The organism is Labilithrix sp., assembly GCA_019637155.1.
Lineage (GTDB): Bacteria > Myxococcota_A > Polyangia > Polyangiales > Polyangiaceae > Labilithrix.
In genome coordinates, this window is the sequence record JAHBWE010000008.1 from 26,503 (window position 1) to 46,484 (window position 19,982).

15 protein-coding genes are annotated in these 19,982 nt (G+C 72.1%); 8 read left to right on the plus strand and 7 right to left on the minus strand.

The window, feature by feature from the left end; genetic code table 11:
- Window positions 1-28: 28 nt before the first annotated feature.
- Window positions 29-940 (minus strand): class I SAM-dependent methyltransferase, encoded by a 912-nt coding sequence (locus KF837_17865; GenBank protein MBX3229191.1) that lies wholly within the window; start codon window positions 938-940, stop codon window positions 29-31.
- 103 nt (window positions 941-1,043) lie between these two features.
- Between KF837_17865 and gcvT the strand changes: the two genes are divergently transcribed.
- The 3 genes from gcvT to KF837_17880 all read left to right on the plus strand — a co-directional run bounded on the left by gcvT (window position 1,044) and on the right by KF837_17880 (window position 4,213).
- Window positions 1,044-2,138 carry a glycine cleavage system aminomethyltransferase GcvT gene (gene gcvT / locus KF837_17870; protein ID MBX3229192.1) on the plus strand — a complete coding sequence of 365 codons (1,095 nt, stop codon included), beginning with the start codon at window positions 1,044-1,046 and terminating at the stop codon, window positions 2,136-2,138.
- A 16-nt stretch (window positions 2,139-2,154) separates the two neighbouring features.
- Window positions 2,155-2,538, plus strand: coding sequence for a glycine cleavage system protein GcvH (gcvH, locus tag KF837_17875; GenBank protein ID MBX3229193.1), 384 nt, complete (start codon window positions 2,155-2,157; stop codon window positions 2,536-2,538).
- Window positions 2,539-2,731: 193 nt separating this feature from the next.
- Window positions 2,732-4,213: a serine/threonine-protein kinase gene (locus tag KF837_17880; protein MBX3229194.1), complete on the plus strand. Its 1,482-nt coding sequence runs from the start codon at window positions 2,732-2,734 to the stop codon at window positions 4,211-4,213.
- Window positions 4,214-4,224: 11 nt separating this feature from the next.
- Here KF837_17880 and KF837_17885 read toward each other — a convergent pair whose 3' ends face one another.
- Together KF837_17885 and KF837_17890 are read right to left on the minus strand one after the other, a co-directional pair.
- Window positions 4,225-6,627 carry a DUF2309 domain-containing protein gene (locus KF837_17885; protein ID MBX3229195.1) on the minus strand — a complete coding sequence of 801 codons (2,403 nt, stop codon included), beginning with the start codon at window positions 6,625-6,627 and terminating at the stop codon, window positions 4,225-4,227.
- On the minus strand, window positions 6,624-8,246 hold the full coding sequence (locus KF837_17890; protein MBX3229196.1) for an NADH-quinone oxidoreductase subunit L: 1,623 nt from the start codon (window positions 8,244-8,246) through the stop codon (window positions 6,624-6,626). The genes KF837_17885 and KF837_17890 overlap by 4 nt, the downstream gene beginning before the upstream one ends.
- Window positions 8,247-8,376: 130 nt before the next feature.
- On the opposite strand from KF837_17890, the gene KF837_17895 reads away from it, so the two are divergent.
- From KF837_17895 to KF837_17910, 4 genes are all read left to right on the plus strand, one after another.
- A complete protein-coding gene (locus KF837_17895) occupies window positions 8,377-8,694 on the plus strand; it encodes a hypothetical protein (protein ID MBX3229197.1) in 318 nt (105 codons plus the stop codon).
- Window positions 8,695-8,828: 134 nt separating this feature from the next.
- Window positions 8,829-10,298 carry an FAD-dependent monooxygenase gene (locus KF837_17900; protein ID MBX3229198.1) on the plus strand — a complete coding sequence of 490 codons (1,470 nt, stop codon included), beginning with the start codon at window positions 8,829-8,831 and terminating at the stop codon, window positions 10,296-10,298.
- Window positions 10,295-10,807: a damage-inducible protein DinB gene (locus tag KF837_17905; protein ID MBX3229199.1), complete on the plus strand. Its 513-nt coding sequence runs from the start codon at window positions 10,295-10,297 to the stop codon at window positions 10,805-10,807. Before KF837_17900 ends, KF837_17905 begins: the two co-directional genes overlap by 4 nt.
- 24 nt (window positions 10,808-10,831) lie before the next feature.
- The gene (locus KF837_17910; protein ID MBX3229200.1) at window positions 10,832-11,725 is read left to right on the plus strand and encodes a serine acetyltransferase; all 894 of its coding nucleotides are present in this window, start codon (window positions 10,832-10,834) and stop codon (window positions 11,723-11,725) included.
- A 29-nt stretch (window positions 11,726-11,754) separates the two neighbouring features.
- Here KF837_17910 and KF837_17915 read toward each other — a convergent pair whose 3' ends face one another.
- From KF837_17915 to KF837_17930, 4 genes are all read right to left on the minus strand, one after another.
- Window positions 11,755-13,368: a HEAT repeat domain-containing protein gene (locus KF837_17915; GenBank protein MBX3229201.1), complete on the minus strand. Its 1,614-nt coding sequence runs from the start codon at window positions 13,366-13,368 to the stop codon at window positions 11,755-11,757.
- 6 nt (window positions 13,369-13,374) lie between these two features.
- The gene (locus tag KF837_17920; GenBank protein MBX3229202.1) at window positions 13,375-14,022 is read right to left on the minus strand and encodes a hypothetical protein; all 648 of its coding nucleotides are present in this window, start codon (window positions 14,020-14,022) and stop codon (window positions 13,375-13,377) included.
- Between the two features lie 450 nt (window positions 14,023-14,472).
- Entirely contained in the window at window positions 14,473-17,538 is a 3,066-nt protein-coding gene (locus tag KF837_17925) for an FAD-binding oxidoreductase (protein ID MBX3229203.1), read from the minus strand.
- Window positions 17,539-17,677: 139 nt separating this feature from the next.
- On the minus strand, window positions 17,678-18,649 hold the full coding sequence (locus KF837_17930; protein MBX3229204.1) for a hypothetical protein: 972 nt from the start codon (window positions 18,647-18,649) through the stop codon (window positions 17,678-17,680).
- A 27-nt stretch (window positions 18,650-18,676) separates the two neighbouring features.
- Here KF837_17930 and KF837_17935 point away from each other — a divergent pair, with 27 nt between their 5' ends.
- Window positions 18,677-19,966, plus strand: a complete 1,290-nt coding sequence (locus KF837_17935) for a TIGR02996 domain-containing protein (protein ID MBX3229205.1) — start codon at window positions 18,677-18,679, stop codon at window positions 19,964-19,966.
- Window positions 19,967-19,982: the final 16 nt, after the last annotated feature.

The following is a 19,982-nucleotide window of genomic DNA, read 5'->3' on the forward strand; positions in this document are numbered from 1 at the left end:
CTCCGTTATAACGGATGGGCTCGGACCCTCAGTCTCGGAACGGATCGTCCTTGTAAGGGTCGACCTGCGGCTTCGACGGCTCCGGGTTCGGGACCGCCGAGGCGGAGCTGAGCGGCGGCACCGTCACGCGCGAGCGCGTCGCGAGCTCGACCTCGGCGCCGGGCAGCGCGGCGATGGCGCAGGTGACGGCGGGCTCGAACGTCATCGGCTCGGTCGGGCCGCCGACGCGATCGTAGAAGCGCGCGGTGACGAGGCCCATCCGCTCGTCTCCGAGCTCCTGCCAGACGCGCCGCCACGTGCGGCCCTCGCGGATCGCGGCGATGAACGCCTCCGCGCTCGGGAACGTCAGCGTGTGGCGGAGCACGGTGTGGCGCACGAGGGAGAGGCCGCCGTCCTCGAACATCCGCGCCATCGACTCGCGATCGGAGTCGATGCGCGCCGGGGTCGCGACGGCGTCGGGCTCGAGCTCCCGCAGCGACTGCGCGAGCAGCTCGAACGGGTCCTCCTGATCGGGCGGCCCGAAGATGAGGACGCCCACCTTGCCGGTCGGGACCAGCGCCGAGGCCCACGCCTTCATGAGCGAGACGCGGTCCTTGACGCTCCAGAGGCCGAACGCGCAGACGATCGCGTGCCAGCCGCCGGCGCCGACGTCGTCCGGCTCGGCGCGCTCGCAGGTGACGCCCGCGAAGCCGGCCTTCGACACCTGCTCCTGGCACATGCCGACGAGATCCTCGCTCGGATCGGTCGCGCGGACGACGCCCTTGTCACCGACCGCGCGCGCGAGGGCGAGCACCTCCGCGCCGAGGCCCGCGCTGACGACGAGGACGCGCTGCCCCTGCATGAGCGTGAGCTCCTGCACGAGATCGAGGTGGTAAGGCACGAAGCGCGGGACCCACTCGTCGAGGTACTTCGTCGCCGCGCGATCCCAGGGCGTGCCCATCGACGCGGAGGATAAGCGATCGGCTCCCTCTGTCGAGAGCGGCAAGAAGCGCCGCTTGGCGCGCTCTTCCGATGTCGGCGCATCCCGAGTACCTTGGCTCCGCATGACGGAAGCTACACGCCGGACCTCGCTCTACGATCGCCACGTCGCGGCCAAGGCCCGGATGGTGCCGTTCGCCGGCTTCGAGATGCCGATCCAGTACACCGGCATCGTCGACGAGCATCAGGCGGTGCGCACCGGCGCCGGCATCTTCGACGTGTCGCACATGGGCGAGCTCTCGATGTCGGGCGAGCACGCCGCCGCGGTCGTCGACTACCTCGTCACGAACGACGCGTCGAAGCTCGTCGACGGGCAGGCGATGTACACCTGCGCCTGCAACGAGAAGGGCACGATCCTCGACGACCTCATCGTCTACCGCGCGGCGAAGGACCAGTGGCTCATCGTCTGCAACGCGTCGAACCACGAGAAGATGGCGGCGCACTTCGCGAAGGCGGCCGTGGACCACTGCGAGTTCAAGGACCAGACCGACGCGACCGCGCTCCTCGCGCTGCAGGGACCGAAGGCCTTCGATCTGCTCGACGCGCTCGGCGGAGACGCGGCGAAGCTTCGCGAGCTCAAGAGCTTCCACTTCCGCGACGCCGAGATCGCGGGCGTCCACTGCACCGCCGCGCGCACGGGCTACACCGGCGAGGACGGCGTCGAGATCTTCTGCCCGTGGGACGACGCGCCGAAGGTCTGGGACGCGCTCGTCGGCAAGGGCGCGAAGCCGATCGGGCTCGGCGCGCGCGACACGCTGCGGCTCGAGGCGCGCCTCTCGCTCTACGGCAACGACATCGACGAGACGACGAACCCGATCGAGGCCGGCCTCGGCTGGGTGACGAAGCTCGACAAGGCGATGTTCGTCGGCAAGGAGGCGCTCGCCGCGATCAAGGCCGCGCCGCTCCCGCGGAAGCTCGTCGGCTTCGAGGTCACCGGCCGCGGCATCGCACGCGGCGGCTACCCGCTGAAGGACACGAGCGGCAAGGTCGTCGGCGCGTGCACGAGCGGGAGCCCCGCCCCCACCGTCGGCAAGAACATCGGGCTCGGGTACCTGCCGGCCGAGCTCACCGCGATCGGCACCAAGCTCCTCGTCGACTGCCGCGGCAAGGACGTCGAGGCCGTCGTCGTGAAGACTCCGTTCTACAAGCGCGCCCAATAAGGAGAAGACAAGCGAGATGGATTTCCCCGCAGATCTCAAATACACCAAAGATCACGAGTGGGCGAAGGTCGACGGAAAACGCGTCAAGGTGGGGATCACCGCCTTCGCGGTCGAGCAGCTCGGTGACATCACCCTCGTGACGATCGACGCGAAGGTCGGCGACCAGCTCGTCGCGGGGAAGACCTTCGGCACGATCGAGAGCGTGAAGACCCTCTCCGATCTCTACGCGCCGATCAGCGGCAAGGTCGTCGAGGTCAACGGCGCCCTCGACGCGTCCCCGGAGTCGGTGAACGCCGACCCCTACGCCGCGTGGATGATCGTGATCGAGACCGACACCCCCATCGACGGCCTGATGGACCAGTCCGCCTACCAAACCCACGTAAAAGACTCCGCCCATTGACCCGACAGAACCGCAAAGCCCCTCCCGGGGGCGGCGGGGGCGGCGGGGGCGGCGGAGCGCGCCCCGCACGCGGCTCGAGAGGACAGCGCGGGCAGCGCCCTCTCGCGGGGGTCCGGGGGCGGCGGAGCGCGCCCCGCGCGCGCAGCGACCCCCGGCGGGAGAGCTCGAGAGGGCAGAGCCCTCTCGAACCTGCATGAAGAACCTCGTCGTTCCCGGGTACGAGGTCTGGGGGCACCTCGGCGAAGGGGGGATGAGCGAGGTGTGGCTCGCGAAGCACGTCGCGCTCGCGGCGCCGGTCGTCGTGAAGACGCTCCGCCGCGAGCTGCGCGCGACGACGCCCGACGCGGCGGACCGCATCCTCTCCGAGGCGCGGCTGATGGCGCGCGTCTCGAGCCCCCGCATCGTGCGCGCGCTCGACGCCGGGCACGTCATCGACGAAGGGCAGCCCACGCCGTACCTCGTCCAGGAGTACGTCGACGGCCTCGACTTCGCCGAGCTCGACCGCCGCCGCCGCGTCGCGCTCGGCGTCGGCCTGCCGCTCTGGACGGTCTGCCGCGTGATGTGTGAAGTATGCATGGGTCTTCGCGCCGCGCACCAGGCGGGCGTCATCCATCGCGATCTCAAGCCGTCGAACGTGTTCGGCGATCCCGAGATCGGCATCCGCCTCGGCGACTTCGGCATCGCCGTCGCGCGGAGCGACACGAGCGTCCCCGAGGGCGCGGTCGGCGCGGGCACGCCCGCCTTCATGGCGCCGGAGCAGCTGCGGCGCGGCGAGATCGGCCGCTTCACCGACGTGTGGGGCGCGGGCGCGACGGCGTGCGATCTCCGCTACGGCCGCGGGCCGTTCGCGAACGTCGAGGAGCTCCTCGATCCCGACACGCCGCCGCGGCTCCCGCAGCCGGCGTCGCCCGCGGAGGCGTACTTCCAGGACGTGATCCGGCGTATGGTCGCGAAGGACCTCGCCGTGCGCCCGCGGGACATCCTCGCGCCGCTCGCGCACTTCACGATGCTCTCGAACGCGATCGAGCCGCCGCCCCCCGTCGCGACGCGCACGCTCGCGCACGAGCTCGGCGTCGGCCGCGTGCAGCTCCGCTTCGTCGTCGGCGACATCGCCGACGCGTCGGTGGCCGCGATCGTGTCGAGCGCGAACTTCAAGATGCGGATGGAGCTCGGCGTCGCGGGCGCGCTCAAGGCGCGGGGCGGCGCCGAGATCGAAGAGGAGGCGATGCGGAACGGCGAGCAGGCGCTCGGCTCCTGCGTGCGCACCGGCGCGGGCGCGCTCGAGGCGCGTCACGTGTTCCACGCCGTGAGCGCGTGGAGCGAGGTCTCTTGCGTCGGCCGCGCGTTCGCGCGCGCGCTCCTGCTCGCGGACGAGCAGGGCTGCGCCACGCTCGCGGCGCCGGCGCTCGGGACCGGCGTCGGCCGCGTGAGCATCGAGATGTGCGCGAGCGCGATGATGAACACGCTCCGCCGCCACGTGATGCTCGGCGGCACGCGGCTCCGCGAGCTCACGATCTGGCTCGACTCGGAGGCGAAGCGCGCCGTCTATCAGGACGTCGCGGAGGAGGTGCTCGGCATCTACCACCGCCACACCGGCCCGGCCGACATCGGCCTCACCGACGACAGCGCCGCCCGCGGCGACGCCGCGACGTGCGTCGACCCGGACAGCCACTGACGCCGCCGCGGCTACGCGACGATCGCGACCCACTCCCCGTTTCGGCGCGCGTGGACGCCGCGCTCGGTCGTGTCGATCTGGAACAGGTGGACCCACTCGTTGTCGACGAGGTTCCGGACCGTGGCGTGCTTCTCCAGCACCCGGTCGATCGCGGGGCGCGGGGCCTCGATGAAGACGCTGAGCCGCAGCGGCGCGTGCATCCAGCGCTCCCCGTCGTGGAGCGACTGGATCGAGAGGCCGATGCGGAGGTCGCCGCCGTTCCCCTCGTACACCCCGAGGTGCCCGCCCACGACGTTGTGGAGGACCTTGTTCCCGCTGCCGTAGCGGCGGTTGTCCACCATCGACGCGTAGTACTGGAAGTTGATCCAGTGCGAGACGACCAGCGGCGCCGTCATGATCAGCTCGAGGATCGCGCCGTCCTGGTCCTCGTCGAAGCGGTAGTCGTGCAAGAACGCGCGCCCGCTCAGGTCGAGGTGCCGCGTCCGCTCGCGCGGCGCCACGATCAGCGTCGCGTTCCCGGCGAGGCCCCACTCCGGCCGCACCTCCGCCCAGTTCTTCGCGCGCTCCAGCACCGCCGCGTGCACCTCGGCGTCCGAGCGCCCCCCGAGCCCCAGCTTCGGCGCGCGCTCCCGCCGCGCCGCGACGCTCGCCCGCTCGAGCACGCCGCGCAGCTCCCCCATCGAGGCCGCCTCCTCGAACAACACCACGTCGTCCGTCGTCGTGTTGTGGAGGCCCGCCACGAACCGCGTCGTCGCCGGGATCTCGATCCCCCGCCCTGCCAGCCCCGCCCGGACCTCCGCGTCGTTCAGCAGCGCCGCCGCCGCGCGCGCGTTCACCTCGCCTGTCTGCCCGCAGCACGCGCCGCAGTCGAGCCCCGCGGCGTGCGGGTTGTTCCGCGTCCCCGCCCCGTGCCCCACGAGGAGCACCGTCCGCGCGAACCCGCGCGTCAGGCTCATCGCGCGCAGCATCCCCTCCGCGAGCTCGCACCGCTCCGGGAGCGAGATCGGCGCGCCGTCCACCCGGCTCGTGATCCGCGGCGCGCGCGCGACGTGCTCCTTCGGGTCGAGGCCCACGCTCTCATGATAAGCCGACGGCCGCGCGCCTCTTCCGAACGACTCACGGAGGATGTCGGCGCCGAACAAGAGGCCAATCGCGTCCACGAACGCAAAGCTCGACAGCGAATTGGAGCGGAATGCCTTCCACGCCTGCGCCGCGTAGAGGCGCGATTTCCGCTTTTCTTCGAGCCCCGCCGGCGCGCCGACGTCCGTAACACGGTATTTCGGCGCGAGGAGACCCGGCAATTGCGGCCGCGCGCCGTCGGCCGCGAGCGGCGAATACTCCACCGGCAATCCGAAGAAGCCGGCACACGCGAGCGTCTCGATGTCCTTGCTCTCTGCCTCGAGCGCGCGACGGTAAGGCTCCGACCGCACGTCGAGGCAGAAGACCGCCTGCAAATCGGGATTCGCGGACCGCGCCGCGGCGAACCCCCGCGGCAGGTTCTCCGTTATCCGCGACGTCCACGCGATCTCCGCCGCGCGCTGGAGGAGCCAGTCTTCGGTGCGCGACATCTGCGCCGCGTTGTCGATGACCGGCCAGCTCGCGAGGGCGTGACGCCAGTCGGCCCGGAGCTCCTGCCCGCCGGCGCGGAGGAGGATCCACTCCCAGGCGACGCGGATCGCGAGCAGCTCGACGATGTGATGATCGTCTCGATCGGCGAGGCGCGCGGTCCAGCGGAGATAGGCGCACCACGACGACCAGCCGTTGATGTCGAGGAGGAGGGCGGTGAGGTAAGCCTCGCGCTGCTCGGCGGGGACCTCGAGCTCCGCCCACGCCGTAGCGAGCATCTCGTCCGCCGTCTTCGGGAGCGCCGCGACCGCGGTGCGGTATTCGTCGAGCCCCATGAAGAGGGAAATGCCCCGATCGCGCCGGGCCTGCGCGCGCCACGTCTTGTAGAGGCCGCCCTTGCGATCGGGGTGAATCTGGGCCTGGCCGTCATCGAAGTAGGAAGCGCAGAAGAGGCCAAGACGCGCGACGATGAAGTCCCGCCACGAGAGCTCGAGCGCGCGGTGGCAGCGCGTGTCCATGACGTCGACGACGAGCGGGCGCCGCGGCGGCGGCTTGTCCTCGATCCAGAAGAGCGCCGTCAGCTGCTCCTCGGTGAGGTGGGAGCCGAGCTCGCCGATCGCGGCGCTGAGGTGCTGCTGGCGGAGGCGGCCTTCGCGCCACTCCTCCGCGAACCACGCCCGCGGCATGATGAGGCGCGCGCCCGAGAGCGCGGCGAGCTCGCCGGCGACGCGGGGGAACGGCTTGTCGATGTGGCCCCAGAACGGGTTTACCGCGATGAAGCGATCGAGCGGCCACACCGGCGCGATGCGGGCGCACGCGCGCTCCGCGATCTCCTTCGGCTCCGTCACCACTGCCGCGACTCCAGCGGCGCGCGCGGGCGGATCGAGGAGGGGCTCGGGGCGGTGGTGCGCTCGACGCGCGGCGGCCAGAGGCGGAACGTCACGCGCGTGAACCAATCGTCGATGTAGAGGCCGCTGAGGAGGTGGGGATGGAGGAAGCGCGCGAGCCCGCCGCTCGGGCTCGTTTGAACGACGACCTGCACGACGAAGAGGACCCCGAGGCCGGCGACGACGACGGTCCACTGGAACGGCGAGGCCGCCCCCGCCTCGAGGGGAGGCACGATCTCCTCGAAGAGCACGTGACCCGCGAAATACGCGGCCGCCGCGCCGGCGGTGAAGAGCGCGGTGAGACCGAAGGCGCGCCACCCCGCCGCGAGGGCGCGGCCGACCATCGGGACGAAGCTCAGCCCGAGCACCAGCGCGAGCGAGGTGAGCGACGGCGACGCGTGCCCGCCGGCCAGCTTGAAGAGGGCATAGAACGGAGCGGCGGCGACGGAGAGGACGAGGACGGCCGCGGCGACGACGCCGAGCGACGGCTTCTTCGGCTGCACGAGCGACGCGCCGCGCCAGGTCGACACGACCGACCCGGCGGTGAGGAAGGCGTGCGCCTTGTAGAAGGAGTGCGCGAGGAGGTGGAGGAGCGCGAGGTGCCACACGCCGAGGCCGCACTGCATCAGCATGAAGCCCATCTGCGCGATCGTGGACCAGGCGAGCACGACCTTGATGCTCAGGCGCGTCGTCATCACGAGCGAGCCGATGATCGCGGTGGCGAGGCCGAAGCCGACGAGCATGCCCTGCGCGATGGAGGCGTGGGCCATGAGCGGGCTCAGGCGGATCATCACGAAGCCGCCGATGTTCACGACGCCGGCGTGGAGGAGCGCGGAGACGGGCGTGGGGGCCTCCATCACGGTCGTGACCCAGCCGTGGAACGGGACCTGCGCCGTCTTGAGGAGGACGCCGACGACGAGGAGGACGGTCGCGACGTGGAGCGGCGAGGTGAACGCGGACGCCTCCGCCGCGTACGCGTTGACGACGTCGATGCGGAGCGAGCCGACCTCGGCGGAGAGGAACGCGAGCGAGCCGACGAAGAAGAGGTCCGCGAGCCGGCTGAGGAGGAACGTCTTGTGCGCGACGATGACCGCCTGGCGCCGCGTCCGATAGAACATCAGGAGCTGGTGCAAGAAGACGCCGGCCGCGAACCAGCCGCCGATGAGGAACACGAGGTGGTTCGAGACGACGAGCATCGTGACCGACGCGAGCGTCATCAGCAGCGAGCGCACGTAGCGGTCGAGGCCGCGCTCGCCGGCGAGGTAGGTCCGCGAGTAGCGCACGACGACGATCGCGAGCGTGCTCACGAGGAGGAGCATCGCGCTCGAGACGAGGTCGAGCTGCACGAGCGCGTGGAGCGCGGCGCCGAGCTTCGAGGTGGACGGCGCGACGCCGAGCAGCGCGATCGTCGCGCGGAGGAGGACCGCGACGGCGGAGAGGCCCGCCGTCAACGCGGTGGCGAACGTGGCGGCGCGGAAGGGCGCGCGCTTCGCGGCGAAGGGCGCAGCCAGGACGAGGAGCGTGGGGACGAGCGTGGCCACGATGAGCGGCGACAGCTCGAGCAGGTCATGGGCGAACAAGGATTTATGCCCCGACTCTCAGCAGGCCGCTCACCATTCCCCTTCATCTTAGAGGGGATGCCGGTCGCAACGGAACGGTCTCGCACGACGGTCCGTCGGTTGCAGGTCCGGGAGCGAGAGGTGGGCGGCCATGAAACTGAAGCATGCGCTCGGGGTTGTCGCGCTGGTGGGGCTCGGGGCGGTCGGCGCCTGCGGCGACGAAGACCAGGACGACGGCGAGACCACGACGACGGGGCCGAACTGCCCGCTGCCCGGATCGGGCACGAGCGGCGCGACCGAGGGCAGCGGCGACAAGGACAACACGAACACGGGCCGCGAGCCTTGCACGACGGACGGCACGAGCGGCGGGCCGGGCGTCGGGGCGAGCGGGAGCGTCGGCGCGAGCGGCACCGTCGTCGGCTCGACCGGCGGCCCTACCCCCATCGGCTCGACCAGCGGACCGATGTGATCGCGAAGGCCGCGCCATGGAAACGAAAAAGGAGCGCCACCAGCGCCCCTCTCATTTCCAATCTATGCCAGAGCCGGGGGCTTGCGGCAAGCCCCCGGTCGTGCCGCAAAGTCACGCGCATGCGGAGGTCTGAGATGCAGGACAAGAGCCACGAGGTGGTGATCGCGGGCGGAGGCCCGACCGGCATGATGCTGGCGGCGGAGCTGGCGCTCGCGCGCGTCGACGTCGCCGTCGTCGAGCGGCGCGAGGACCAGGACGTCCCCGGCTCGCGCGCAGGCGGCCTCCACGCGCGCACGATCGAGGTGCTCGACCAGCGCGGCGTCGCCGAGCGCTTCCTCTCGCAGGGGCAGGTCGCGCAGGTCGCGGGGTACTCGTTCATCCCGCTCGACATCAGCGACTTCCCCGCGCGTCACAACTACGGGCTCGCGCTCTGGCAGGAGCGCATCGAGCGCATCATGGCCGACTGGATCGGCGAGCTGCCGGTGACGACGTACCGCGGCCGCGAGGTGACGGGCTTCACGCAGGACGACGCCGGCGTCGACGTCGCGCTGTCCGACGGCCGCTCGCTCCGCGCGAGGTACCTCGTCGGGTGCGACGGGGGCCGCAGCCTGGTCCGCAAGAAGGCGGGCATCGATTTCCCGGGCTGGGACGCGTCGACGAGCTACCTCATCGCCGAGGTCGAGATGACGGAGGAGCCGGCGTGGGGCGTCCGCCGCGGAGAAAAGGGCGTCAACGCGATCGGCAAACGGGACGGCAAGTGCGGTGTCGTCCTGGTCGAACAGCAAGTGGGCAACAGCGACGAGCCGGCGCTCGAAGACCTGCGCGCCGCGCTCATTGCCGTTTACGGGACGGACTTCGGCGCGCGCAATCCAACTTGGCTATCCCGATTTACGGACATGGCGCGGCAGGCGGCGTCGTATCGCGATCGCCGCGTGCTCCTCGCCGGAGACGCCGCGCACGTGCACGCCCCCGCCGGCGGACAGGGGCTCAACATCGGAGTCCAGGACGCGGTAAACCTCGGCTGGAAGCTCGCGCAAGTGGTCAAAGGCACCTCGCCGGAGGGCCTCCTCGACACCTATCAGGCGGAGCGGCACCCCATCGCCGCGCGCGTGCTCCGCCTCACGATGGCGCAGACCGCGCTCGGCCGCGGCGACGACCGCACGGAGGCGCTGCGCGAGGACGTGACGGAGCTCCTGAAGATGGACGAGCCGCGCAAGCGCTACGCCGGGATCATGTCGGGCCTCGACGTCCGCTACGACCTCGGCGAGGGGCACCCGCTGCTCGGGCGCCGCATGCCCGACCTCGACCTCGGCGCGCGCCGGGTCTACTCGCTCCTGCACGAGGCGCGGCCGGTGCTGCTCGACCTCGGTGCGCGCTTGGACGTCGCGCCGTGGGCCGATCGCGTGCGCCTCGTCGAGGCGAGCTACGCCGGCGCGTGGGAGCTCCCCGTCCTCGGCGCGGTCCCTCCTCCGACCGCGGTCCTGATCCGCCCCGACGGCTACGTCGCGTGGGTCGGCGAGGGCACGGACGCCGGCCTCCACGACGCGCTGACGAAGTGGTTCGGAGCGCCATCGCAGGCTAAAGTACGCTCCGTCATCGCATGACGCCCGAGCACGCCCGCGTGATGGCACGCTACAACCGGTGGATGAACGACAAGCTCTACGCGACGGCGGAGAAGCTCGCCGACGCGGAGCGAAAGCAGGATCGCGGCGCGTTCTTCGGATCGATCCACCGCACGCTGAACCACCTCCTCCTCGCCGACCGCGTGTGGCTCGGGCGCTTCACCGGCGCGGCGCTCGCGGAGGGAGAGATGGGACCGGGCGGGATCCGGACGCTCGATCAGGAGCTCTACGCCGATTTCGTCGAGCTCCGCCGCGAGCGCGCGAAGACCGACGACGAGCTCGACGCGTACGTCGCGGCGCTGACGGCGGACAAGCTCGCCGGCCCCCTCTCCTTCGTCCGCCGCGGCAGCAGGAACGAGCTCCCGCTCTGGCACGCCGTCGCCCACCTGTTCAACCACCAGACCCACCACCGCGGCCAGGTGACGACCCTCCTCATGCAGGCGGGCCACGACCCCGGCGTGACGGACCTCGTCGCGATGCTCCGCGGCTGAGCGAGCTCGAGTACGGTAACGACCATGGCAACCGAGCCGAAACGTTTTCGCGAGCTGGAGTCGGCCATCGACGGCGTCGTCGCCAGCTACACCGGCGCGCTCGAGATCGACAACCTGGAGAGCGCGGCGCTGCCGAGCAAGCGCCGGGTCATCGAGGCGCTCGAGCACCTGAAGTCCGCGCTCTTCGTGGGCTTCTACGCCACGCGCGCGCTCCACCGCGACAACCTCCGCCAGGCGATCGCCGAGCACCTCTACGCCGCGCATCACATCCTCGTCGACCAGATCGAGCGCGCGCTCTCCTACGACCACTGGATGAAGCGCACCGAGAAGCCGCTCGCGGCCGGCTCGGGCGAGGGCATCGTGCTCGCGCTCTTCAACGCCATCCCCGAGCTGCGCCGCCTCCTCAACGACGACGTGCGCGCCGCCTACGCCGGCGATCCCGCCGCGAAGAACGTGGAGGAGATCGTCTTCGCCTACCCGTCGCTCGAGGCGATCGTCGCTTACCGCATCGCGAACCGCCTCTACCGCGCCGGCGTCCCGATGGTCCCGCGCATCATCACCGAGCACGCCCACTCGCGCACCGGCGTCGACATCAGTCCCGGCGCGACGATCGGCGAGCACTTCTTCATCGACCACGGCACCGGCGTCGTCATCGGCGAGACCACGCTGATCGGCAATCACGTAAAGCTCTATCAGGGCGTCACGCTCGGCGCGCTCAGCGTCCCGCGCCGCGACGATCAGAAGAAGCGCCACCCGACCCTGGAGGACGAAGTCACGATTTACGCCGGCGCGACGATCCTCGGCGGCGACACCGTGATCGGCAAAGGCTCGGTCATCGGCGGCAACGTGTGGCTCACGCACTCGGTCGCGCCGGGCTCGAAGGTCTTCGGCCGCCCGCGCGAAGAAGAGCCGGGGTAGCGTCCGGCGACGGCGACGGCGACCGCGCGTCACAGGCGGCCGCGCTCGCGCAAGGCGTCCTCGAGGACGACGGCGGCGTCGGTGTCACCGTCGCGGGCGCGGCGCGCGAGGTCGGCGAGCGTGGGATCGTCGTCCTGGCAGGCGGCGAGGAGGACGCTCGCGTGGATCTCCGCCGCGCGCTCGCGAATGCGAACGATCGCGGCCCGCACGAACGAGGCGTGCGGCCCGTGGAGGCGCCGCTCCAGCACCGGGATCGCCCGCGTGTCGCCGCACTGCGCGAGCGCGGTGCAGACGAGCGGCGCGGAGTCCCCAACGTCGTGATCGTCGAGCGCCGCGACGAGCGCCGTCGTCGCGGCAGGGTGGCCGGTCTCGCCGAGGGCGTAGAGCGCATGGCGCTTCTGGAGGCGATCGGTCGCCTCCGCCGCCCGCTGCGAGAGCATCGCGACCGCGTCCGCGCGCGCGTCGTTCGAGGGATCGCGCGCGATCGCGACGTACAGCGCGCGGCCGCCGTCGTGCAGGTTCGCAGCGAGGTCCATCCACCGCGGATCGCGCAGCGCGCCCGGTGCTTCGACGACGACATCGTACCAGCATGCGTCGACGAAGCCGTCACCGGACGCGGACACGAGGAGCGCGTAGACGTCCGCCGCGGCGGCCTTCGCCAGCGCGGCCCTCCGCACCTCGGGACCGAGGCGAGGAGCGCGCTCGATCACCGCGCGCGCCGCGATCGGCCCGCGCGCCATCAACGCCTCCGCCGCGTCGCGATGGCACGCGGTCAGCCGACGGTCGTCGAGGAGCGCGAGGAGCGCGTCCGTCTCCGTCGCGAGGTCGAGCACGCGCCGCACGGCCGCCGCCGCGGTGTCGGGCAGACCTCCACGCCGCTCGATCGCGACGAGGAGCGGGATCGCGAACGAGGGCGGAACGTACGGGATCGCGCGCGGCAGGAGCACGTCGAGCCGTGCGTCCTCGAGCGCGTCCTGTGTCTCCTCCGCGATCGACGAGACGAGCGCCGCGACGAGCCGCGTCTCGCCGCCGCCGAGATCGGGGCAGCCGACGCGAGCCCACGAGGCGAACGCGGTGAGCGCACCGACGTGCGCGCCGCCCGCGATCCAACGACGAAGCAGCGCCTCGCTCCCGCGCTCGGACCCGAGCCGGCGCAGCACCTCCGCCGCCGCAGGCTGCTCCGCCGGCAGACGCGCATCGTCGAGCACGGCGAGGAGCAACCCCGCGAGCGCCTCACGCCGCGCGGGATGATCGTCGAGCCTCGCCGCGTGCGCCGTCGTGGGCGCGAGCACCTCGAGCGCGGCGAGCCGCTCGCGTGCGCCGTCCGCGTCGAGGGCGGGGAGCTCACGGCGCAGGTCTTCGTAGAGCTCCGCGAGCACGGCGGGCGTGAGCCGCTCCGGCACGAGCGTCAGCGTCCGGTCGGCGGCGATCCTCAGCGCGGTGGCGGCGTCGGCGACCCAGCACAGGCTCCGCCCGATCGGCCGACGCGACGCCGCGCGCGCCGCGTCGAGGACCTCCAGCAACACCGCGCGCGCACGCGCCGCGTCCACCGCCACGAGCCTCTTCGCCGCCGACTCACGCTTCTTCGCCGTCCCTTCGCGCAGGTCCCTGAACCATGCCTCGATCGTCTTCGCGCTCGCCATCGTCTTCTAATCGTCGCGCGCGCGGAACATCGAGCCAACCTCCTCGAGCTCCGCGGCGGCGGCGGTCGCGTCGTCGACCGTCACGGCCGCGATCCGCACGCGGACGTCCTCGTCCGAGGTCGCACCTGCGATGCGCTCCGGCGACTCCCGATCGCGTACCCGGAGGACGCGGGCCGCGGCGAGCCGGACGTCGATCGGCGCGTGCGCGTCCGCGACGGTCTCGAAGAGGAGCTCCCGTGGCGCCGACTCGCCGCGATAGCCCTCGCCGCGATCGAGCGCGTCGATCCGACCGAGCCACGCGGTGACGCTCTCGTCGCGTCGAGCGAAGAGGTCGACCCTCACCCGCGGCGGCGCAGGCGCGACGGTCAGACGTTCCTTGAGGTGGCGCCGGACGTGCCGCTCGATCGGCGATCGATCGAGCCGGCGCGCGGCCCCCATCGCGCGGGTCACGCCCCAGCGCAGCTCCATCGGCGCGCGCGTACGAAGCACCACGAGGACGGCGAGGAGCAGCGAGAGGAACCCACCGATGAACCACAGGCCCTCGATCCTCGCGTCGCTCGCGTAGTAGTAGAGCGGGAACAAGAGCGCGTAGACGACGGCGACGAGGGAGAACATCGCGACCGCGAGGACCGGCGACTGGCGCGGCAGCGTCAACGCGAGATCGCCGTCCGCGGGGAAGCGCCTTCGCAGCGCGGTCGCGATCCGGCGCGCGTCGTCGAGCGAGTCGACCTCGAGGAAGGTCGTCGTCGCGCCGGTGCACCGCGACGCTGAAGCCGTGGCCGTCGGGCGCGACGCTGAGCCCCGTCACCTCTCCCGCGCGCAGCGTCGTCGTGCCGGCGCGAACGAGCCCGTCCTCGAGCGTCAGCTTCGACGATCGCGCGCGGCGGAGGAGCAGAAGAAATGGAACGAGCGCGGCGACGACGAAGGCGACGCTCGTGGCGACGAGCATCGCGTCCGAGATCGCCCGCGCGTGACGGTAGGCGAGCGTGGAGTCGTGAATCGACTCCGGGATCCACCAGTCGGGCAACGTCCCGACCGAGACGAGCCCGGCGAGCGCCGTCCCCACGATCGACGCGACGAGCGGGACGACGTGCCGTCGAGCGATCACGCGCGCGCGCATGGAGTCGTCGCGGAGAGGTGGGCGAGGAGCACCTCGGCCGGGTGCCGCGGCGCGATCTTCCCGAAGCGGTGGGCCTGGCTCCGGCACGAATACCCGGTCGCGAGGACGAGCGAGGGATCGTCGCCCATCCAGCGCTCCCACGAGAGCTCCCAGATCCCCTTCGACTCGTCGCGGTGGACGCGCTCGTGGCCGAACGCGCCGCTCATCCCGCAACATCCGGTCGCGACGAGCTCGAGGCCGAGCCCGAGCCGCGCGAAGACCTCGGCCCACTGCTTCTGCGAGGCCGGCGCGAGCGTCTTCTCGGTGCAGTGACCGAACAGCCGATAGCGCGGTCCCCTCGCCTTCGTCGCGCCGGCGTCCTTCGGGACGATACGCACGAGCAGCTCCTGGAGGAGCGAGACCTCGAAGCCGAGGTCCTTCCCGAGCGCGTGGCGGTACTCGTCGCGGTAGGTCAGCCCCACCGCCGGCTCGATCGCGACGAGCGTCGCGCCCGACGCCGCGAGCTCGCGGAGGAGGCCGGCCGTCTTCCGCGCGCGCCGCTCGAACGCGCGGAGGAACCCCTTCACGTGGAGGCCCTTCCCGTTCGGCTCGTACGGCGCGACGTGCACCTCGCAGCCGAGGCGCGTGAGCAGCTCCCGCACCGTGAGCACCAGCTCCGGCTCGTAGAAGCTGGTGAACGCGTCCTGCACCAACACGACGCGCTCCTTCTTCGACGCCGCGATCTCGCCACCTGCGAGGACCGGGATCCCGCGATCGCGGAGGAGCGCACGAAGCGGGCGGCGCGCGAGGAGCGGCGTGTCGACGAGGCCGGAGAGGCGGCCGAAGACGCGCTGGAAGAGCGACGAGCGGAGGAAGAAGTTGAAGAGCCACGGCGCGAAGGCCATCACCGCGAGCGCGCCCTCGAGCCCGGCGACGAGGTGATCGCGGACCGGGCGGAGGTAGCGCGTGTGGTAGCTCTGCAGGAACTCGCTGCGGAACGCGGGGACGTCGACCTTCACCGGGCACTGCGTCGCGCACGCCTTGCACGCGAGGCACCCCTGCATCGCGCGGTTCACCTCGTGCGAGTAGTCGAAGCGCCCGAAGCTCTTCGCGAGGGTGTGGACCGCGCGGAGCGGCGTCGCGAGCGCGGTCGCGACGGCGCCGGGCGCAGGGTCGACGCCGGGGAGCGGTCCCTTCGCGTTCGAGAGCTGGCGCAGCCACTCGCGCATGACGCCGGCGCGCCCCTTCGGGGTGTGGATCCGGTCGCGCGTGACCTTCGACGAAGGGCACATCACGTGGTCGGGGTCCCAGTGGAAGCACTGCCCGTTGCCGTTGCAGTCGATCGCGAGCGCGAACGCGTCCTGCGCCGCGCGCGCGATCTGCCGGTCCTGCTGGCCGCGCGTGGGTTGATCGATCGTCGCGAGGTGGCGCCGCTTCCCCGGCGGCGTCGCGATCTTCCCGGGGTTCAAGCGCTCGCTCGGGTCGAAGAGCCCCTTCACCGCCTCGACGTGGACGAACAGCTCGCCGAAGTGGAGCGGGCTGTACTCCGAGCGAAAGCCCTTGCCGTGCTCTCCCCAGATGACGCCGCCGTACTTCGTGCATAGCGCAGCGACCTGATCGGAGATGCGCCGGACGCGCGCCTCGTCCTCGGGATCGCGGAGGTCGAGCGCGGGCCGCACGTGGAGGCAGCCGACGTCGACGTGACCGAACATCCCGTAGGTGAGGCCTTCGCCGTCGAGGACGGCGCGGAACTCGGCGACGTAGGCGGCGAGCTTCTCCGGCGGCACGACCGTGTCCTCGACGAAGGGCACCGGCTTCCGCCTCCCCTTCGTGTTGCCGAGGAGCCCGACCCCCTTCGCGCGGAGCTGCCACAGCGCGTTCCGGTCGGCGTCGCTCTTCGCGACCGACCACTCCATCGGCCAGCCTGGCTCGCCGCGATGCTGCTCGCACGCCGCGACGAGGTCGGCCATCTTCGCCTCGACGGCGGCCGCGTCGTTGCCCTCGAACTCGACGAGGTTGATCGCGGCCGTCTTGGGGAACGGCGCCGGCCGCGACGGGAGGTAGGCCGCGACGGCGGGGAAGATCACGTCCTCGCGCGCGAGGTCCATCACGCGCTCGTCGACGGTCTCGATCGACGACGGATCGCGCGCGATGACGATCTCGGCGGACGAGAGCGCGGCGTCGAAGCTGGGGAACTCGAGGACGGCGAGGCGGCGCGCGGTCGGGACGGGCACGACGCCGAGCCACGCGCGGGTGACGATCCCGAGCGTGCCTTCGGCGCCGGTGATGACCCACTTGAGGTCGAACGTATCGGTCTCGGGATCGTACGCGCGCTCGAGGTTGTAGCCGGTGAGGAAGCGATGGAGCCGCGGGAGCTTCTCGACGAAGTCGCCGCGCACGCGCATCGCGAGCTCGAGGACGGCGCGCGGGATCCGCTCCGCGAGCGGCGCGTCCGCGTCCCACGCCGGCAGCGCGAGGGCCTCGTCCCGCTTCATCGGCCGCGTGCGGAGCACGGAGCCGTCGGAGAGCACGACCTCCAGCGCGGAGACGTGCTGCGAGGTCTTGCCGTACACGCGCGAGCCCTGACCGCAGGCGTCGGTGGAGATCATCCCGCCGATCGTCGCGCGCGAGCTCGGCGAGAGGTTCGGCGCGAAGAACACCCCGTCGGGCGCGAGCGCGGCGTTGAGCTGATCGAGGACGACGCCCGGTTCGACCTCGACGACGTCCCCGTCGCGCGCGCCGATGCGGGTCATGTGCCGCCCGACGTCGACGACGATCCCGCTCGTGAGCGACTGCCCGTTCGTCCCGGTCCCTCCCCCGCGCGCGGTGAGCTTCAGTTCCCGGTACGCCTCGCCCGCCGCGGCGCGCATGAGCGTCGCGACGTCCTCCGTCGTCCGCGGGTAGACGATGGCCTGCGGGAGGATCTGGTAGATGGAGTTGTCCGTCGCCCCGACGACGCGCGTCGCGAGATCGTCCGCGCAGTCCCCGCCGAACCCACCCCGCCGGATCTCCTCCAGGAACGCGAGCGTCCTCGCCGAAGCGGGCTCGAGCTCCGTCAAACGCGGGATCACGCGCCGTCTCTTACCACACGAAGCCTCCACCTCGCCTGGCGCGCAGCGCGCTCAGTCGAAGTCGCGCATCCTGGCGAGGCGGAGGGTCTTGGTGAGCGCCTTCACCGAAGCGGGCAAGACGCGATCGCACGGCGTCAGGTTACGGGAGCCCCCACTTGGAGCGAAGGCCCTTCTCGAGCGCGACGACCGCGGCGTCGGGGCGGCTCTCGTTCCAGTACACGAGCTCGCCGAGCGCGCCGTCGAAGTAGTTGTTCTCGCCGCCGGTGCGGCCGACGTTGACGGGTTGGCCGTTGCCGCCGCCGCCGGAGAAAGAGCCCGGGATCGTCTCCCTCTTCACGAGGGCGCCGTTGACGCGGAGCTCGAGCGTCGCCCCCGCGCGCCGCGCGGTCACCACGATCGGGCCCACGACGCGCGCGGTCGTGACGGCGGAGACCGATCGCGTCGCGTCGACGCCGCCCTCGGTGCCGAACTGCAAGCTGATGCCGAGGCGATCGGTCCGGACGAGGTCCGTGCCGCCGGGCGCGGCGGCGAAGGCGAAGTTTGCCCCGAGCTGAGGGCCCTTGAAGTGGGGCGCGGCCGGCTCGTTGCGCTGGAACACGATCCCGGACGCCTCGGTCAGCGGCGTCTTCGTGCCCGCGTAGCGCATGACGGCGACGAGCGTGAAGTTGCCGGACGCGGAGTCCAACGACGCGGCGGCGGCGGCGGGGAGCGTGAACCCGTGACGCTCGAAGACCACGGCCGGACGCCCGCCGAGCGCGGCGGGACAATAGACGCCGCCCGAGCTCGTCGCGCCGAAGGACGCGAGCGTGGGTCGTGACGGCGCGGCCTGCACCTGCGGCCATTCGGCGATCGCGCGCGCGGCGCCGCCGAGCTTGCACGCGTCGACGTGCAGCTGAGGCGCCCCGTACTCGGTCGTGGGATCGGCCCCGCACGCGGCCGGCGGCGTCGTCCCGCACAGGCGATCGAGCTCCGACGTCCCGGAGGTCCCCGACGTCGCGGACCCCACCGGCGCCCCCGCGGCGGGATTGGGGCTCCGCTTGTCGCACGCGACGACGAACGTCGCGCACGCGCCCATGACCACCAGCCCGCGGAAACGTCCTGCCCCGATCATCTCGGCATCCTCGCCTAGGATGCGGCCATGGGGAACCACGGATCGACCATCGACGCGTTGCTCGCCGCCGTGCTCGCCGAGCCGGAGGACGACGCCGCCCGCCTCGTCTACGCCGACGCGCTCCAGGCGGCGGGCGATCCGCGCGGCGAGCTCGTCGCGGTGCAGTGCGAGCTCGCGCGGCTCGGCTGCGGTCCGAGCGATCGACTCTTCCTCGAGTGGGTCGGCGACGCGTTCGCGGACGAGACGGCGCTCGCCGGCGGCCGCATCGCCAAGCTCCGCGCGCGAGAGGCGGCGCTCCTCAAGAAACACGGCGCGGCGTTCCACGCGGCGTGCCTCCCGCGCGGCGTGGCCCCCGCGCGGGTGACCTTCTGGCGCGGGTTCCCCGAGCGCGTCGCGTGGGACCTTCGCGCCCGCGTCGACGGCGGCGTCGAGGCGGTCGCCGCGCGGACGCCGCTCGACTACGTGATGCCGAGCAACGCGAAGAGCGCTGCCGAGCTCGCGGACTTCCTCGCGCGCCCTGCCCTCGCGCGCGTCCGCGAGATCTACGACGTGCACGGCCACGGCCTCGCTCCGTACGCCGACGCCCCGCTGCCGGGTCTTCGTCGCCTGCTCCTCAACCACACCGGCGGCCCGCACGAGCTCGCGCTCCTGCGCCGCGCGAAGTGGCTCCCGCGTCTGACGGGCCTCGTGCTCGGCGGCTTCTCGCTCGCGGACAGCGCCGCCGACGCCGCCGCCCTCGTCGCGAAGACGCCGAAGCTCGAAGAGCTGCAGCTCGTCGACACGCGCATCGGCGCCGCGGCGCTCGGCGCGCTCTCGCTCCCGAAGACGCTGCGCGTCCTCGCGCTACGGCACGCGAAGCTGGGGCCTGGAGAAATCGCGCCGCTCCTCGCCGAGCTCGCGGCGTCGGGCCTCGCCGCCCTCGATCTCCGCACGAACAAGCTCGGCGCGGCGGACACGAAGGCGCTCGGCGCCGGCTTCGCCGCGCTGCGCGTGCTCGATCTCGGCAACAACGACCTCCCCCGAGGTGCGCTCGCGGCGCTGGCGAGCGGCGAGGGCCTCGGCGCGCTCCGCAGCCTCGGGCTCCAGAAGTCCGGCGTCACCGACGCGACGCTGGCGACGCTCGCGAAGTCCCCGCTCTTCGCCCGCCTCCACGCGCTGGACCTCCGCAAGAACGCGTTGACCGACGCCGCGATCCCCGCGCTCGCCAGGGCGAAGAGCCTGCGGACGCTCCACGTCGGCGGCAACGGGCTCACGCCGAAGGGCAAGAAGGCGCTCCAGGAGACCAGGTCCCTCGCGAGCGCAAAGCTCTACGTTTGACGCCCCGCCGCGGCGC

Bases quoted from the DNA above. Each gene is read 5' to 3' on its own strand.
- KF837_17865 (MBX3229191.1), bottom strand. From the start codon at position 940: ATGGGCACGCCCTGGGATCGCGCGGCGACGAAGTACCTCGACGAGTGG.
- gcvT (MBX3229192.1), top strand. From the start codon at position 1,044: ATGACGGAAGCTACACGCCGGACCTCGCTCTACGATCGCCACGTCGCG.
- gcvH (MBX3229193.1), top strand. From the start codon at position 2,155: ATGGATTTCCCCGCAGATCTCAAATACACCAAAGATCACGAGTGGGCG.
- KF837_17880 (MBX3229194.1), top strand. From the start codon at position 2,732: ATGAAGAACCTCGTCGTTCCCGGGTACGAGGTCTGGGGGCACCTCGGC.
- KF837_17895 (MBX3229197.1), top strand. From the start codon at position 8,377: ATGAAACTGAAGCATGCGCTCGGGGTTGTCGCGCTGGTGGGGCTCGGG.
- KF837_17900 (MBX3229198.1), top strand. From the start codon at position 8,829: ATGCAGGACAAGAGCCACGAGGTGGTGATCGCGGGCGGAGGCCCGACC.
- KF837_17905 (MBX3229199.1), top strand. From the start codon at position 10,295: ATGACGCCCGAGCACGCCCGCGTGATGGCACGCTACAACCGGTGGATG.
- KF837_17910 (MBX3229200.1), top strand. From the start codon at position 10,832: ATGGCAACCGAGCCGAAACGTTTTCGCGAGCTGGAGTCGGCCATCGAC.
- KF837_17915 (MBX3229201.1), bottom strand. From the start codon at position 13,368: ATGGCGAGCGCGAAGACGATCGAGGCATGGTTCAGGGACCTGCGCGAA.
- KF837_17930 (MBX3229204.1), bottom strand. From the start codon at position 18,649: ATGATCGGGGCAGGACGTTTCCGCGGGCTGGTGGTCATGGGCGCGTGC.
- KF837_17935 (MBX3229205.1), top strand. From the start codon at position 18,677: ATGGGGAACCACGGATCGACCATCGACGCGTTGCTCGCCGCCGTGCTC.